Source organism: Flavobacterium sp. RSB2_4_14, assembly GCF_051547085.1.
GTDB lineage: Bacteria > Bacteroidota > Bacteroidia > Flavobacteriales > Flavobacteriaceae > Flavobacterium.
Genome location: NZ_JBPTTL010000004.1, coordinates 108,272 through 123,309 on the forward strand (window position 1 = coordinate 108,272; position 15,038 = coordinate 123,309).

General features: G+C 33.5%; 11 protein-coding genes. 7 read left to right on the forward strand and 4 right to left on the reverse strand.

Annotated features, from left to right (window positions below; genetic code table 11):
• The first annotated feature begins 33 nt into the window (after positions 1-33).
• Positions 34-4,458 carry a T9SS type A sorting domain-containing protein gene (locus ACSVH2_RS09575; protein WP_438092946.1) on the forward strand — a complete coding sequence of 1,475 codons (4,425 nt, stop codon included), beginning with the start codon at positions 34-36 and terminating at the stop codon, positions 4,456-4,458.
• Positions 4,459-4,541: 83 nt separating this feature from the next.
• Here ACSVH2_RS09575 and recQ read toward each other — a convergent pair whose 3' ends face one another.
• Positions 4,542-6,737, reverse strand: coding sequence for a DNA helicase RecQ (gene recQ, locus ACSVH2_RS09580; RefSeq protein ID WP_438092947.1), 2,196 nt, complete (start codon positions 6,735-6,737; stop codon positions 4,542-4,544).
• 85 nt (positions 6,738-6,822) lie between these two features.
• Here recQ and ACSVH2_RS09585 point away from each other — a divergent pair, with 85 nt between their 5' ends.
• The 4 genes from ACSVH2_RS09585 (at position 6,823) to lptB (ending at position 9,777) form a co-directional block, all read left to right on the forward strand.
• Entirely contained in the window at positions 6,823-7,788 is a 966-nt protein-coding gene (locus ACSVH2_RS09585) for a KpsF/GutQ family sugar-phosphate isomerase (protein WP_438092948.1), read from the forward strand.
• On the forward strand, positions 7,788-8,612 hold the full coding sequence (gene tatC, locus ACSVH2_RS09590) for a twin-arginine translocase subunit TatC (RefSeq protein ID WP_438092949.1): 825 nt from the start codon (positions 7,788-7,790) through the stop codon (positions 8,610-8,612). Before ACSVH2_RS09585 ends, tatC begins: the two co-directional genes overlap by 1 nt.
• Positions 8,596-8,943 (forward strand): carboxymuconolactone decarboxylase family protein, encoded by a 348-nt coding sequence (locus ACSVH2_RS09595; RefSeq protein ID WP_438092950.1) that lies wholly within the window; start codon positions 8,596-8,598, stop codon positions 8,941-8,943. Before tatC ends, ACSVH2_RS09595 begins: the two co-directional genes overlap by 17 nt.
• Positions 8,944-9,036: 93 nt before the next feature.
• A complete protein-coding gene (gene lptB / locus ACSVH2_RS09600) occupies positions 9,037-9,777 on the forward strand; it encodes an LPS export ABC transporter ATP-binding protein (RefSeq protein WP_438092951.1) in 741 nt (246 codons plus the stop codon).
• A gap of 64 nt (positions 9,778-9,841) precedes the next feature.
• On the opposite strand, the gene ACSVH2_RS09605 is transcribed toward lptB, so the two are convergent.
• Positions 9,842-10,582 carry a hypothetical protein gene (locus ACSVH2_RS09605; protein WP_438092952.1) on the reverse strand — a complete coding sequence of 247 codons (741 nt, stop codon included), beginning with the start codon at positions 10,580-10,582 and terminating at the stop codon, positions 9,842-9,844.
• 50 nt (positions 10,583-10,632) lie between these two features.
• Entirely contained in the window at positions 10,633-11,346 is a 714-nt protein-coding gene (locus ACSVH2_RS09610; RefSeq protein WP_438092953.1) for a CDP-alcohol phosphatidyltransferase family protein, read from the reverse strand.
• A gap of 191 nt (positions 11,347-11,537) precedes the next feature.
• On the opposite strand from ACSVH2_RS09610, the gene ACSVH2_RS09615 reads away from it, so the two are divergent.
• Together ACSVH2_RS09615 and ACSVH2_RS09620 are read left to right on the forward strand one after the other, a co-directional pair.
• Positions 11,538-12,530 carry a PorV/PorQ family protein gene (locus tag ACSVH2_RS09615; protein WP_438093027.1) on the forward strand — a complete coding sequence of 331 codons (993 nt, stop codon included), beginning with the start codon at positions 11,538-11,540 and terminating at the stop codon, positions 12,528-12,530.
• An 8-nt stretch (positions 12,531-12,538) separates the two neighbouring features.
• Positions 12,539-13,654 carry a lipoprotein N-acyltransferase Lnb domain-containing protein gene (locus tag ACSVH2_RS09620; RefSeq protein ID WP_438092954.1) on the forward strand — a complete coding sequence of 372 codons (1,116 nt, stop codon included), beginning with the start codon at positions 12,539-12,541 and terminating at the stop codon, positions 13,652-13,654.
• Here the strand turns inward: ACSVH2_RS09620 and ACSVH2_RS09625 are convergent.
• On the reverse strand, positions 13,634-15,022 hold the full coding sequence (locus tag ACSVH2_RS09625; RefSeq protein ID WP_438092955.1) for an exopolysaccharide biosynthesis polyprenyl glycosylphosphotransferase: 1,389 nt from the start codon (positions 15,020-15,022) through the stop codon (positions 13,634-13,636). The two genes, ACSVH2_RS09620 and ACSVH2_RS09625, sit on opposite strands and share 21 nt — an antisense overlap.
• Positions 15,023-15,038: the final 16 nt, after the last annotated feature.

The window sequence follows — 15,038 nt, forward strand, 5'->3', positions numbered from 1 at the left end:
TATCTTTAATTTTTAATTGAAAATTACTAAATTATGTCAAAAAATTACACTCTCAAAAATCACGCGTTATTCTCAGATTTTAGTGCTGCCATTGCAAAAAATGACAAACTATTTAATCTAAAAAGAATTTCATTATTTATTATGTTAGTGTTTGTAACTAACATTTTAGAGGCGCAAACAACTTTTACTTCGGTACAATCAGGAAATTATACTGATCCAGCCACTTGGGGAACAGTAACAACTCCAACTACTACAGACAACGTTATTATTGCCTCTGGAACTACAGTACTACTTAATGAGTTGATAACCGTAAACAATGTCACTTTAAGTGGTATTATTGAAAGTAATTCTTCTACCGGAAATTTTAGTATTACTGGAAATTTAACGGTTAATACAGGTGGTTTTTTAAACGGTGTTTACTATTTAGATTTTGGCAGTTTTGGCTATAACACAGCCATTCAACTTTCTGTTGCAGGAAATATAACTAACAATGGTCGTATAGATTTATCAGAAGGTTCAAGTTTTGCACCAGAAGGTGCCTTAACCTTAAACGGTACAACAGTACAAACAGTGAGTGGATTAGGAACCTTTGGTGGTACTTTATTTTTAACAGACAACTCAAACACTGGCGCAGTAATCAATCAGTTGATTGTCAATAATACTAGCACAACAACTCCGAACATCGTTTGGGGATTTAATAATATCAAAATTAGAAGTGCTATAACACTTACTAGTGCTAGAATTAATTTGGGCACCAATAAAATGACTATTGGAAATTATGGATCTGCTACAACAATTTGTTCAACTGGCAGTGGATTTGTAAGTGGAATTATCGGTAGATGGTATAGTGCCTTTGATAATTTTTCTTCCATAACACCTGGCGCTGATTATTACAATACCAATAACCTATTTCCATTTATCACTGCCGCTGGCAAAAGTAGATCTGCGTTTATTTCGAGACCTAACGATACTACAAACAGTGCAGTATCAGGTGAGCTTTCAGTTTCTTATTTTGATGAGACGACAGTATCCTCAGGGTTTTCTATAGCTGATGGTTCTTATACAGTAACTGACGTTTTTGATGCCGCTTGGATTATTGCTAAAGATGCTACTTATTCTTTTCCTGATGGAAATCATTCCATCGCTTTTAATCTTCAAGATGCCTATTTAATTAAAAATGGTAATTCGAGAATTATTAAGGCAGATGGAACAACAATAGGAAATCACCAAACAGGAACTATTACACCTTTTGCGACAAGAATAGGGCTTAATGATGCTAACTTAAATAATGTTTTCCAAGTAGGATATAATGCAGCATTGGATACTCCTATAACTTCAGTGCAATCAGGAAATTGGAACACGGCCTCAACATGGAGCAATAATAGCATCCCAACCTGTGCAGACACAATGACAATCCAACCTGGACATACGGTAACTGTTAATTCGGTTAGTTCAGCTGCTGGTGTAAATATTTCTGCAGGAGCTACTTTAGTAAGTGAATCATCAAGTTTAACCATAGGTTGTACTAATAATAACGCAACATTTTTTAATAGTGGTACTTATAGCATGAATGGCGGTTTACTGACTGTTAACGGTAATGTTGTTCATACTAATGGTAGTACATTCAATCAAACTGCGGGTGATATCATCGTGGATGGAAATAATAATGGAACTCTAGCAACGAGTAGTGATCAAACACTATTCAAAATTGGAAATACATCATTAAACCTAACCGCTGGAAAAATTACCCTAATTGATCCACCAGTTTCAAACACTAGCTTGGCGACAACGCATACCGTTACCTCCATTGTTCCATGTACTGGCTTTTTCTGTTTTTACCCAACGAACATTATTTTAGACTCAGCGGATGGAGTTTCAGTGGGTCAGGTAGTAATAGGTACTGGAGTTCCTGCTGGGACAACAGTAGCAAATGTAAATTTAGATGGTTCCATTAATACCAGTCCAAGTTTGCCTACAACAGGATTAACTTTGCCTTTAAATTTGACATTCTATAATGTAACCAATGCTACATCGGCATTTGTATATGAATCTAGCAATAATTATGCTGCTGGAGAAAACCATACGTTACAAATTGGAGATGGAATATCCACTCAAAAAAGTACTGTGACTACCAATGGGTTCAACTGTAATTTCAGAGCAGCCAATGGTACTTTATCTTTAAATAACTTGATTATAAACGCTCCCGACGCAACAAATAGATTTATTAATCTTGACAGCAACAACATTAATTTCAATAATGTGATAATGAATGTGCAAAATGATTTTACGATTCTTCAAGGAAAAGTAAAAGGAGCTGGAGTAGATACCTACTTTGGTGGAAACATTGTAAATAATGGAGAGTTAAACCTAAACAACACCACCCATTTTAGTAATTTTATTGATGGAGATAGTGTAGCAACATCAAAAGCACAAACTATTTCTGGAACAGGTTCTTTTAATGCGCAAACAGATGTTATTCTTAACAATCCATCTAATACTGGGTCAGTGACGCAATTGAGAGTAAATAATACAAGCCCTCAAGGTGTAACTTTTTTAGTTCCTTTTTCTATTACGTCAAGCTTAACTATGACTGCGGGAATAATCCACACCTCGGCATCGAGTGTTTTAAAAGTGGGAACACCCGATATGAGATTTACTGCTAGTGTTAATGGTAATTTTGGTGAGACATGTTACATAGATGGTCCATTTTCTAAGGATATTGGTAGTGGAGAAATTGCTACCAATCTTACTAGTGAATTTAGTTTTGTGGTGAATAGATTCTTTTTCCCTGTTGGAAAAACTTCCTATAAACCTATTTGGGTTGCAGTTACAACGCCTCCTGGAGGACCTTTCACTAACAATCCAGGAACGAATTTAAAAGTAGAAGCATTTGAAACAAATACCGGAACTAACTCTTCCAATATTGCATTTTTAAGCCAAAACAGATGGGAAGTATCAAAAACTGCGGGAACATTTAGTGATTTTAACATTAAAGTAGCAGACCCAGAAGCAGGTGCGACTAGTATAATTGTACAAGCACCATCAGCAGCAGGTGTTTATGATAGTGATTTTGGTATTACTTCAATATTTGAAACAGGAACACCAAATACATTAACGTCTACTAGCAATCCTTTGCCTTTTTCAAATTTTAAAGGGTATTTTTCAACAGCAAGACAATCGCAATGTATAGCCGTAGCACCCGGAAATACAATAGCTTCTGAAACTAACATTTGTGGAGGTAAATCGGTTACCTTGAGTTTGCAAAACATTGTTATTGGGGAAGGTATAATTTACCAATGGCAAAGTTCTAGTAATGGTACAACTTTTACAGACATTGTAGGAGCAAACGCAACAACTACTCTAGTTTCTCCAATAGAAAACACTTATTATCGTTGTAATATAACTTGTACTTTTAGCGCAACAACAGTGGCTTCAACACCAATACAAATTACTTTAAACAATACGATTACATCCACTACACCAGCAACTATTTGTCAACCAACAAATGTGGCTACTTTATCAGCTACTTCGTCATCTGGTGATGTTAAATGGTATGAAGCACAAACAGGTGGCAGTGTTTTAGGTACAGGAAATTCATTCACTACTCCAGTAATTACTAGCACAACCACTTTTTATGCAGGTACAGAAACAACTACAAGTGGAACAGCTGGTCTAACATATACTCAAGATGGGTATGGTTCTGGTGGCAGTAATAGAGGATTGGCATTTAATTTATCTAATTCAATAATTTTAAATACTGTTAAAGTGTATCCACAACAAAGTCCAGACGGAAGTGGAGCAGCACCAATGACAATTAAAGTGTTTCAAAATGGGGTTCAAGTTCCAGGCACTACTGCGGTAATTTTCACCCCAAACACGGCTTCGGGCTATTCTCCAACCAATACACCTCAAACGGTTACCCTAAATTATCAATTGGCCGCTGGAAATAATTATTCGCTTGAAATTACAGACGGTATTTCGTTTGACAATGCTTTAGCATATGTAAGTCCATTCCCATCACCATTTCCAGTAACAAATGGTGCCGTATCAATAATTGGCGGAATTGATTTTGGGTTTGTTGATAATTTTAGTTACTATTACTTCTTCGGTTGGGATATAACCGAAGTTTGTTCCTCTGCAAGAGTTCCTGTAGTAGCCACTGTTCAAACAGAAGCAGAATGTGGATTAGGAAATCCTTCTATTTCTGATTCTTTATCAAGAGTAGTAGCTTATCCAAATCCATATAACGATACTTTTAAATTAGATATCCAAACCGATAACGCTGCTAATGTTGAGATCAAAGTGTATGATATGATAGGTAGACTTATTGAAAATAGAAACGTTGAATTTAATCAATTATCTACTGTAGAAATTGGAAATGGGTATCCAACGGGAGTTTACAATGTTTTAGTAAAACAAGAAGGACAATCCAAAACACTGCATGTTATTAAGAGATAAAAACTAAATAGTTACTCAAAACAAAATCGGCTACTTTTATGAGTAGCCGATTTTGTTTTATAAATAATTTCTAAAAATTCAAGTTAATTAGCTACTTCGCTAATAAATTTGATACGCATCAATCGTAGTTCTTCTATATCATAATCACCATCAAATTCCTTAAGAGCATTTTCTATATTATCTGTTTCGGAGTCCATGAAATAATCGTGAATTTCTTCTTGTTGCTCTTCATCTAGAATTTCATTAATCCAGTACTTGATATTTAATTTAGTACCCGAATAGACAATTTGCTCCATTTCCTTTAGCAAAGTATCCATATTCATTCCTTTGGCTTTTGCTATATCTTCTAATGATAATTTTCTATCTATATTTTGAATGATATACAATTTATTGGCTGAATTAGCTCCTGTTGATTTCACCACCAAGTCATCAGGACGAATGATGTCATTTTCTTCAACATAGCGTTCAATCAAAGCAACAAATGGCGCACCATATTTTTTTGCCTTTCCTTCTCCTACTCCATGAACATTACTCAGTTCATCAATGCTGATAGGATATTTCAAAGCCATATCTTCTAAAGAAGGATCTTGAAAAACTACAAAAGGCGGGACACCTATTTTTTTGGCTTCTTTTTTACGCAAATCACGCAACATGCCCATCAAAACTTCATCGGCAGTACCACTAGATTTGGCCGCAGTCACAATAGCATCGTCTTCAGCTTCATTATATTCATGGTCTTCTGACATCATGAACGAAGTAGGATTTTTGATAAACGCATGTCCTTTATCAGAAACTTTCAAAATACCGTAGGTTTCTATATCTTTAGTAAGCATTCCATCAACTAAAACCTGACGAATAAGTGCCATCCAATAGCGTTCTTCTTGGTCACTACCTGTTCCAAAGAATTTTTGAGTATCTGTTTTATGTGCTTTAATGGTGGCGTTTACTCTTCCAATTAAAGTGAATACAATTTCCTTAGATTTATATAAATACTTGGTATCACGAACAACTTCTAATAATTTTTTAACATTGTCTTTGGCTTCAACTTTAACTTTTGGATTGCGAACATTGTCATCCATATCAGCACCTTCGCCGTTTTCACCATCAAACTCTTCACCAAAATAGTGTAATAAAAATTTACGACGAGACATTGAAGTTTCGGCATAAGCGACTACTTCTTGCAATAAAGCGAAACCAATTTCTTGTTCTGCAACGGGTTTCCCCGACATAAATTTTTCTAATTTTTCAACATCTTTATACGAGTAATAAGCCATGCAATGTCCTTCGCCTCCATCTCTTCCTGCACGTCCTGTTTCTTGATAATAACTTTCCAATGATTTTGGAATATCATGATGTATCACAAACCGAACATCGGGTTTATCAATTCCCATTCCAAAAGCAATTGTAGCTACTACTACATCAACATCTTCCATCAAAAACATATCTTGATGTTTAGCTCGTGTTTTCGCATCCAAACCAGCGTGATAAGGAACAGCACTTATGCCATTGACTTGCAATACTTCGGCAATTTCTTCTACTTTTTTACGACTCAAACAATAGATAATTCCCGATTTTCCTTTATGTTGTTTGATAAAACGAATAATATCAGACTCTATGTTTTTAGTCTTGGTGCGTACTTCATAAAACAAATTTGGTCGATTAAACGATGCTTTAAAAGTGGTGGCATCGACCATATCCAAATTCTTTAAGATATCTTCTTGCACTTTTGGCGTAGCGGTTGCTGTTAATCCTATGACAGGCACATCACCAAGTTGCTTTATAATGCTTCTAAGGTTTCTATATTCAGGTCTAAAATCATGTCCCCATTCCGAGATACAATGTGCTTCGTCAATAGCCACAAATGAAATGGGCACACTTTGAAGAAATTCAACATACTCTTCTTTAGTTAATGACTCAGGGGCAACATATAATAATTTTGTAATTCCAGAAGTGATATCTTTTTTAACCTGATTAATTTCAGTTTTGGTAAGCGACGAATTTAATACATGGGCAATGCCATTTTCAGAAGACAAACTTCTGATAGCATCAACTTGGTTTTTCATCAAAGCAATCAATGGAGATACGACAATGGCAGTTCCATCTTGTATTAAAGCAGGTAATTGATAGCACAAAGACTTTCCACCACCTGTTGGCATAATAACGAAAGTATTATTTTGATTAATAATACTTTTAATGACTTGTTCCTGCAATCCTTTAAATTGGCTAAAACCAAAATACTTTTTTAATTCCTTGTGGATGTCAATTTCGTTTAAATTCATTCTGTGTTAATGGTATTTTTACATAAATTTGCAAACATAAAGATACGACTTTCTTTTACACACACAAATTTATATTATTTCAATTTTGATAAGTAGAGAAAAAATTCTAGAAGCGGCAAAAAACACCATTTTATCCGAAAGTAAGGCGATTGCCAAATTGGTGGATTTTTTGGATGATAATTTTGTAAAAACGGTAGAAATCATCTACAACTCCAAAGGAAGATTAGTGATAACTGGAATTGGAAAAAGTGCCATTATTGCCCAAAAAATTGTAGCTACTTTAAATTCTACCGGAACACCTTCCCTATTTTTACACGCGTCAGAAGCCATTCATGGTGACTTGGGTATGGTACAATCTGGAGATGTTGTCATCTGTATTTCAAAAAGCGGCAACAGTCCCGAAATAAAAGTTTTAGTGCCACTTTTAAAAAGATTTGGAAACAAACTAGTAGCCATAACAGGAAATACAACTTCTTTCTTGGGTAAAGAAGCCGATTTTGTTTTGAATACCTATGTTGAAACAGAAGCATGTCCTAATAATTTGGCACCAACAAACAGTACAACGGCTCAACTAGTCATAGGCGATGCTATCGCGGTTTGTCTTATGGAAATGAAAAATTTCACCGCCGAAGATTTTGCCAAATACCATCCTGGTGGAGCATTGGGCAAAAAATTATTACTTCGTGTTCGTGACATGCTCGATACTACACACAAACCTCTTGTTGTGCCTGACGCTAATATTAAAACGGTTATTGTTGAAATATCAGAAAAACGATTAGGAGTTACAGCCGTTATTGATAACGACAAAGTTATTGGAATAATTACTGATGGTGACATAAGACGTATGCTAAACAAAACAGATACTATTTCTGGTTTGACAGCACAAGACATCATGACCAAAAATCCAAAGAGGATTAAATCAACCGATTTAGTAAGCGATGCACTGAATATTTTAGAGGATTTTTCAATAACACAACTTGTAGTGGTTGATGATGACGAATATAAAGGTATCATTCATTTACATGATATTCTAAAAGAAGGCATTATATAATGGCAAAAAAGGCACTTGCAGAAATGTCGTTTTTAGATCATCTTGAAGAATTAAGATGGCTATTGGTAAGAAGTACCATTGCAATTATTGTTATTGCGTGTTCTTGTTATTTCATAGACGATTATATTTTTGATACCATTATTTTTGGACCAAAAGATCCGAACTTTGTTACCTACCGTTTTTTTTGTGAATTAACTCGTTTTTTTGGAGTGGATGACGCTTATGCTTGTGCCACTGAATTTTCTTTTATAATCCAAAACACAGAAGTTGGCGGTCAATTTTCAATCTATCTCTGGATATTAATAACTGCGGGATTCATATTAGGTTTCCCTTATATACTCTGGGAAGTTTGGCGATTTATAAGTCCAGCACTGTATGAAAATGAACGCAAAAAAGCAGGTGTTTTTATAGTAGTTTCGTCTATACTGTTCTTTATCGGTGTACTTTTTGGCTACTTTATAATTGTGCCTTTGTCGATAAATTTCTTTGGTACTTTCAATGTAAGCAAGACAATCGTCAACCAATTTACCGTCGACTCATACATAAGCATGATAAAAACTGCTGTTATTGTTAGTGGATTAGTTTTTGAATTACCCATTATAATTTACTTTTTAACAAAACTAGGATTAGTTACCCCTGATTTTTTAAGAAAATACAGAAGAGCGGCTATCGTAATTATACTGATTATAGCGGCAATCGTTACTCCTCCAGACATTCCTAGTCAAGTGGTGGTTTCTATACCTATATTGATATTATATGAAGTTAGTATTTTAATCGCTGCAGTTGTAGTCAAAAAAGAAAAACAAAATGAGCAAATTAGTTGAAGAATTTAACGACTATCGTTCTAAAATGAACGAAAAATTATTGGCTGACAATAATAAAATTGTAAAACGAATTTTTAATTTAGATACCAATGCTTATGCTGAAGGTGCTTTGGATGTTAAAACCAAGGAACTTTTGGGTTTAGTAGCTTCAACCGTATTGCGCTGCGACGATTGCATTAAATACCATCTAGAAACCAGCTATAAAGAAGGCATTACCAAAGAAGAAATGATGGAAGCCATGGGAATTGCTACCTTAGTGGGCGGAACTATAGTTATTCCTCATTTAAGAAGAGCTTACGAATTTTGGGAAGCATTAGAAGAAACCAAATAATTGTTAAATGGTTGATTTGTTTATTTGATAATTTGTTTATTTGCATCAATAAAACTTAGTTACTCAGCAACTTAGTTACTTAGCCACTCAAAAATGAAATTAAGAGCAGAAAATTTAGTCAAAACCTACAAAGGCCGAAGTGTTGTAAAAGGAATATCGGTTGAAGTAAACCAAGGAGAAATCGTTGGATTATTAGGTCCAAATGGTGCTGGAAAAACAACTTCATTTTACATGATTGTAGGATTGGTAAAACCTAATTCAGGGAAAATTTTTCTGGATGATATGGATATCACCGATTTTCCAATGTACAAACGTGCTCAAAACGGAATTGGTTATTTGGCACAAGAAGCTTCTGTTTTCAGAAAATTAAGTATTGAAGATAATATTTTGAGTGTACTCCAATTAACCAAACTTTCCAAAGAAGAACAAGTGGCAAAAATGGAGAGTTTGATTGCTGAATTTAGTTTAGAACATATCCGAACTAATCGTGGTGATTTACTTTCGGGTGGGGAAAGACGACGTACTGAAATTGCAAGAGCTTTAGCTACTGACCCAAAATTTATTTTACTAGATGAACCTTTTGCCGGAGTTGATCCAGTAGCAGTGGAAGATATCCAACGTATTGTTGCCCAATTGAAAAACAAAAACATCGGAATTTTAATTACCGATCATAACGTACAAGAAACCTTAGCCATAACAGATAAAACCTACCTAATGTTTGAAGGAGGAATTCTAAAAGCAGGAATTCCAGAAGAATTAGCCGCAGACGAAATGGTACGAAAAGTATACCTCGGACAAAATTTTGAATTGCGTAAAAAGAAATTACACTTTTAGAAATACTGATTTAATAAAAAAAGCTTCCTAATCGGAAGCTTTTTTATGGAAACTATTTTGAAGATTAGTAGTAAGTATAACTAACTGACTCTTGTATAACATTTGATACATTTCGTGTAACTTCAGTTACCGGATAATCATCTGCATTATAGATCATGCTGACAGTATAAATTATTCCAGAAGAATTTGTAGATGATGATGTTTCATTATTCATATTTCCTTCTATATCTAAATCTAAAACTTGAAATACAGCATAATTACTTATATTTTTAAACGGATTATTTTTTGTATCATAATTAACAGTTTCCGTATTTGAGGTTCCAAATGATGTTCTCGTATATTGTGTCACATTTCCGTTTTGAACCGTACAAACTTCTGTAAAAATCAAAGTGGTTTGAGTTGTCAAATCTCCTTCATAAACTGTTCTAGTAAATGTATTTCCCGAGTAAGTAACTAAAGTTTTGGTAGCTGAATCAAAATCAGGATCATATTCCGTAAATTTAGTAACTTCATTTCCTGTATATTCAATAACAATATACGTATTATCTTCTGGATGATTTACTCTAGTCAACTTATCTCCAGTATAAACATATTGTTCAATCAAAACACCTGAATCTTTAACGTTTACTAATTTATTACCAGAATAGGTAAAAAGTAAATTAAAGTCATCGTCAGCGGGATTAACATTATCAATGATCATTGTTTTAACCAAAGGATCTGAAGAAGAACTACTCGGAGAATCATTAGAAGAACAACTGCCTAAAAACAGTGTGGAAAAGGCAAATAAACATAAGATTTTTTTCATTTGTATAATTTTAGATTTTTGTAAAACTAAGAATTAGATTGATAAAAAAATTATTTCTCAGTAATTTTTAATTGATTATCTAAAATCGATAATAAAACATAAACTAGAATAATCAACGGAACGGCCAATATCTGTAGAAAAAGTAACATCAAAACTGAAAGCGCTAAAAAGAAAAGTTGCAACTTGTATTTGGAAAAACTGAAGTTTTTAATCTTTAAAGAAAATAACGGAATTTCAGCATTCATGATGTAAGCGCTTAATATTGTTATTGTTACTAAAACCCATTTATTATATACAACTCCTGAAAAATTATCGTCATAAAAAGCACTATTGATAATTGGCAAACTACAAAAAAATAAAGCATTAGCTGGAGTTGGCAAACCAATAAAACTATCGGATTGTCGTGTGTCTATATTAAAATTAGCCAAGCGATAACAAGCGCCAAGTGTGATGATAAATCCTAAATAAGGCAAATAACTTTCAGTTCCAAAAACATCCTCACTTAGCATAAGTTTAAACATAACAAATCCAGGAACAACACCACTAGTAACCATGTCAGCTAATGAGTCCAGTTGAACTCCCAATGGTCCAGCTACACCAAACTTTCGGGCAAAGAAACCATCAAAAAAATCAAAGAAAATCCCAAGACAAACAAAATAAAAAGCCAAATCAAATTTAAAATCAGCGACAAAAACCAAAGCAACACAACCTGAAAACAAGTTAAGCATAGTAAATAAATTGGGAATCTGAGCTTTTAGCTTCATAATTTCTATTTTTTAGTAAAGATTTACAAATTTAACACAATAAGTTGAAGCCTTCCACGTTTCATATTAGAGATTTTTGTTTGATATTTGTAAAAAGAAAAATTGCCTTGAAAAAAAGAATTGCTATTGCGCTATTTTTTATTAGCTTAATATCTTATGCTCAATCCGTTAGGAAATATTCTAACGAATTCATGAATATTGGCGTTGATGCTGCAGCTTTGGGAATGTCCAATGCGGTAACAGCTTTTTCGGGCGATGTAAATTCAGGATATTGGAACCCGGCAGGTTTGTTAAAAATTGAAGATAGCGAAGCATCTTTCATGCACGCGAGTTATTTTGCCAATATTGCACAATACGATTATGCAGGGTATGCCAAAAAAATTGACGACCAAAGCGCATGGGGATTTTCATTAATACGATTTGGTGTTGATGATATTTTAAACACTACACAACTAATTGATAGCGAAGGTAATATTGATTACAACCGAATAAGTCTGTTCTCTACTGCCGATTATGGATTGACTTTTTCGTATGCCCGAAAAATGAAAGTTGAAGGTTTTCAATATGGTGTTAATGCAAAAGTAATCCGTAGAATAATTGGGGAATTTGCCAATTCTTGGGGTTTTGGTTTTGATTTTGGTTTACAATTTGACCGAAACGATTGGCATTATGGTTTAATGCTGAGAGATATTACTACAACCTATAATGTTTGGGCCATTGACGAAGATAAATACAACGAAATAAGAGATGCCATTACCGTTACACCTGGTCAAAATCAAGAATTACCAGAAAGTAGCGAGATAACGTTACCAAAAGCACAACTTGGAATTGCCAAAAAATTTGAGTTTCATTATGATTACACGCTATTAGCAGCAGTAAACTTGAACATGCAATTTGCAAGAACCAATGACGTGATTTCTAGTGACATTGTGAGTATTGACCCAGCATTGGGATTTGAATTTGGTTACACCGATTTGGTTTTTCTAAGAGCTGGTGTGGGTAATTTTCAAAATGTGATGCAACTTGACGGCACGCAACAAGTTAATTTTCAACCTAACATTGGGTTGGGTTTTAAATACAAGGGAATACAAATTGACTATGCTTTAACTGATTTAGGTGATCAAAGCGCCGCTTTATATTCCAACATCTTTTCTATCAAAGTGGATTTGAGTATTTTTAGATAAAAATTGGTATGTTAAAAAAAATCCTGTTACTCCTGCTCTTTTGTTCCTTAAATGCGTTTTCACAAAATCCAAAACTTTCTGAAAATACCCAAGTTAGTATTTTCACCTGCGGAAGAGGAGAAGAATTATACTCCACATTTGGTCATACTGCGCTAAGAATAAAGGATGATGAAAACCAATTGGATGTAGTTTTTAACTATGGCGCATTTGACTTTAGAACTGAAAATTTTTATACAAAATTTGTTAAAGGCGATTTACAATATTTCATGGTGGTCACTTCATACGAAGATTTTATCCTTGAATATCAAACGGATGGTAGAGAAGTAATAGAACAAACTTTAAATCTATCAGCAGCAAAAAAACAACAACTTTTTGAATCATTAAGTGCTGTTTTATATTCACCCGAAAGATATTATACCTACAAATTTATTGATAGAAACTGTACTACTATGGTAGCAGAAAAAATCAGTGCTTTAATAGGACAAAAAGAGCTTGAAAAAATAGATGACAAAAGCATTTCGTATCGTGAAGTATTGTATCCCTATTTTGAAAATTATTTTTGGTACAAGCTTGGTATCAATATCATTTTTGGAGCAAAAACTGATGCCAAAGCAGAAAAAGTGTTTCTTCCTGTTGAACTAATGCATAGTTTAGACAAAGCTACTATAGACGATATACCAGTAGTTGCCGAAAAGAAAACCATCATCAACAGCGATGAAAAAGAGGTTAAATTTGAATTTTTCAACAGCATCTACTTCATAATTATAGTGTTGCTAATGCTAATACTAATCAATAAAAGGGTTCTATTTTATGGCTATTTGTTCTTCAGCGGAATTTTAGGGATTTTCTTGTGCTTGGTAGGTTTGTATTCGGAACATCAAGAAGTACTCTGGAATTATAATGCACTGCTTTTTAACCCTTTATTTATGGCATTACCTTTTGTTAAGAAAACTTTTTTAAACAAGATTTGTAATCTTTCAATAGCAATTGTATTCATTTATGCCATTATTATGATAAACAAACCTCATTTGTTAATCATGTTGCCTTTTATGATAACCGCTATTTATATACTATTAAAAATTAGTGGTAAAAATCCATTGGGACTATTGACCTCTATAAAATAATATAGTACTCAATGTTTTAAACATAATATTAAAATCAAGAAAAAGACTTCGGTGCTTGATATAATATAAGTCATATTGAAGCTTAATTAAGCTATCATCTATAGTTTCTCCATAAGAATAGTTGACTTGTGCCCAACCTGTTAATCCAGGTTTAATAACATGTCGAGTTTCATAAAAAGGCATTACCGCTGCAATTTCATTCACAAAAACAGGACGTTCTGGTCTTGGTCCAATAACGGCCATATCACCTTTTAATATGTTGTAAAATTGAGGAAACTCATCAATTCTAGATTTTCGTAATATTTTACCAAAAGGAGTAACGCGAGAGTCATTAAGAGTGGCAAAAACAGCTCCTTCATTCTCTGCATTTTTAATCATGGTTCTAAATTTAACAATAGTAAAAACCTCGCCGTTCTTTCCTACTCTTTCTTGTGTATAAAATAGTTTTCCTCTGTTTCCAATGAGATTACCTATAGCTACTAATGGCAATAAAAAGGCACCAATTAACAATCCTAATAAGGAAATAATAATTTCCAAAAGCCGAACAAAAAGTATATAAAAATGATTTTGATTACTTCTACTAAATGGGAAATAGCGATAAAAATCACGGGATACATATTGAACAGGAATACGGTAAGTGATACTCTCATAAACCTGGGTATACTCTCTAATGATATAGCCATTCTCCAATAAATGTATTAACTGATTGTATAATGTTACACTTATGCCATCCGTTTTTTGGGAAGCAATAACTATCTCTGAAATAGAGTTTTCTTTGACAAATTTTTCTAAGTCATTAATACCAATATTCTCGACATTATTTAATTTGGTTTCATTCGAACTATCGGAATTAACAAATCCAAGTACTTTATAATGTGGGTCAGCACTTTCTAATCCATAGACAAGCTCCTTTACTTGATCATTATCACAAATTAATATGACTTTTTTTGAAAATCTATTGGAAGCAAAAAAACGAACATATACCATTCGCCAGGTAAATAAAGCAATAAAAATCGAGATAAAAAAGATGAGTATTTGAATACGATTGGTGGGTAAAATAGGGGTATAAACAGGTGTCAATAAATATACCAATACAGTAGTGGAAGTAGTCAGTATAATACTTTTAATAACTTGAAATTGACTACTTGCGACTTGCAAGTTATACATTTCAAAAATTGAACCTATAATGTTTAAATAGAGACCTAATACAATTGTCCAATAAAAATTGGTCGCAGAGATATTAAAATAATTAAATTTAAAAACTATTCCAACCAAGTACAAAGAAAGCAGTACAGAAACTACATCAAAAATTCGTAAAAGAATTTTTCGTTCTGAAACTTCAAAATGTATATCCTTGTATTTGTTCATCTTATGAAAAAAGTAT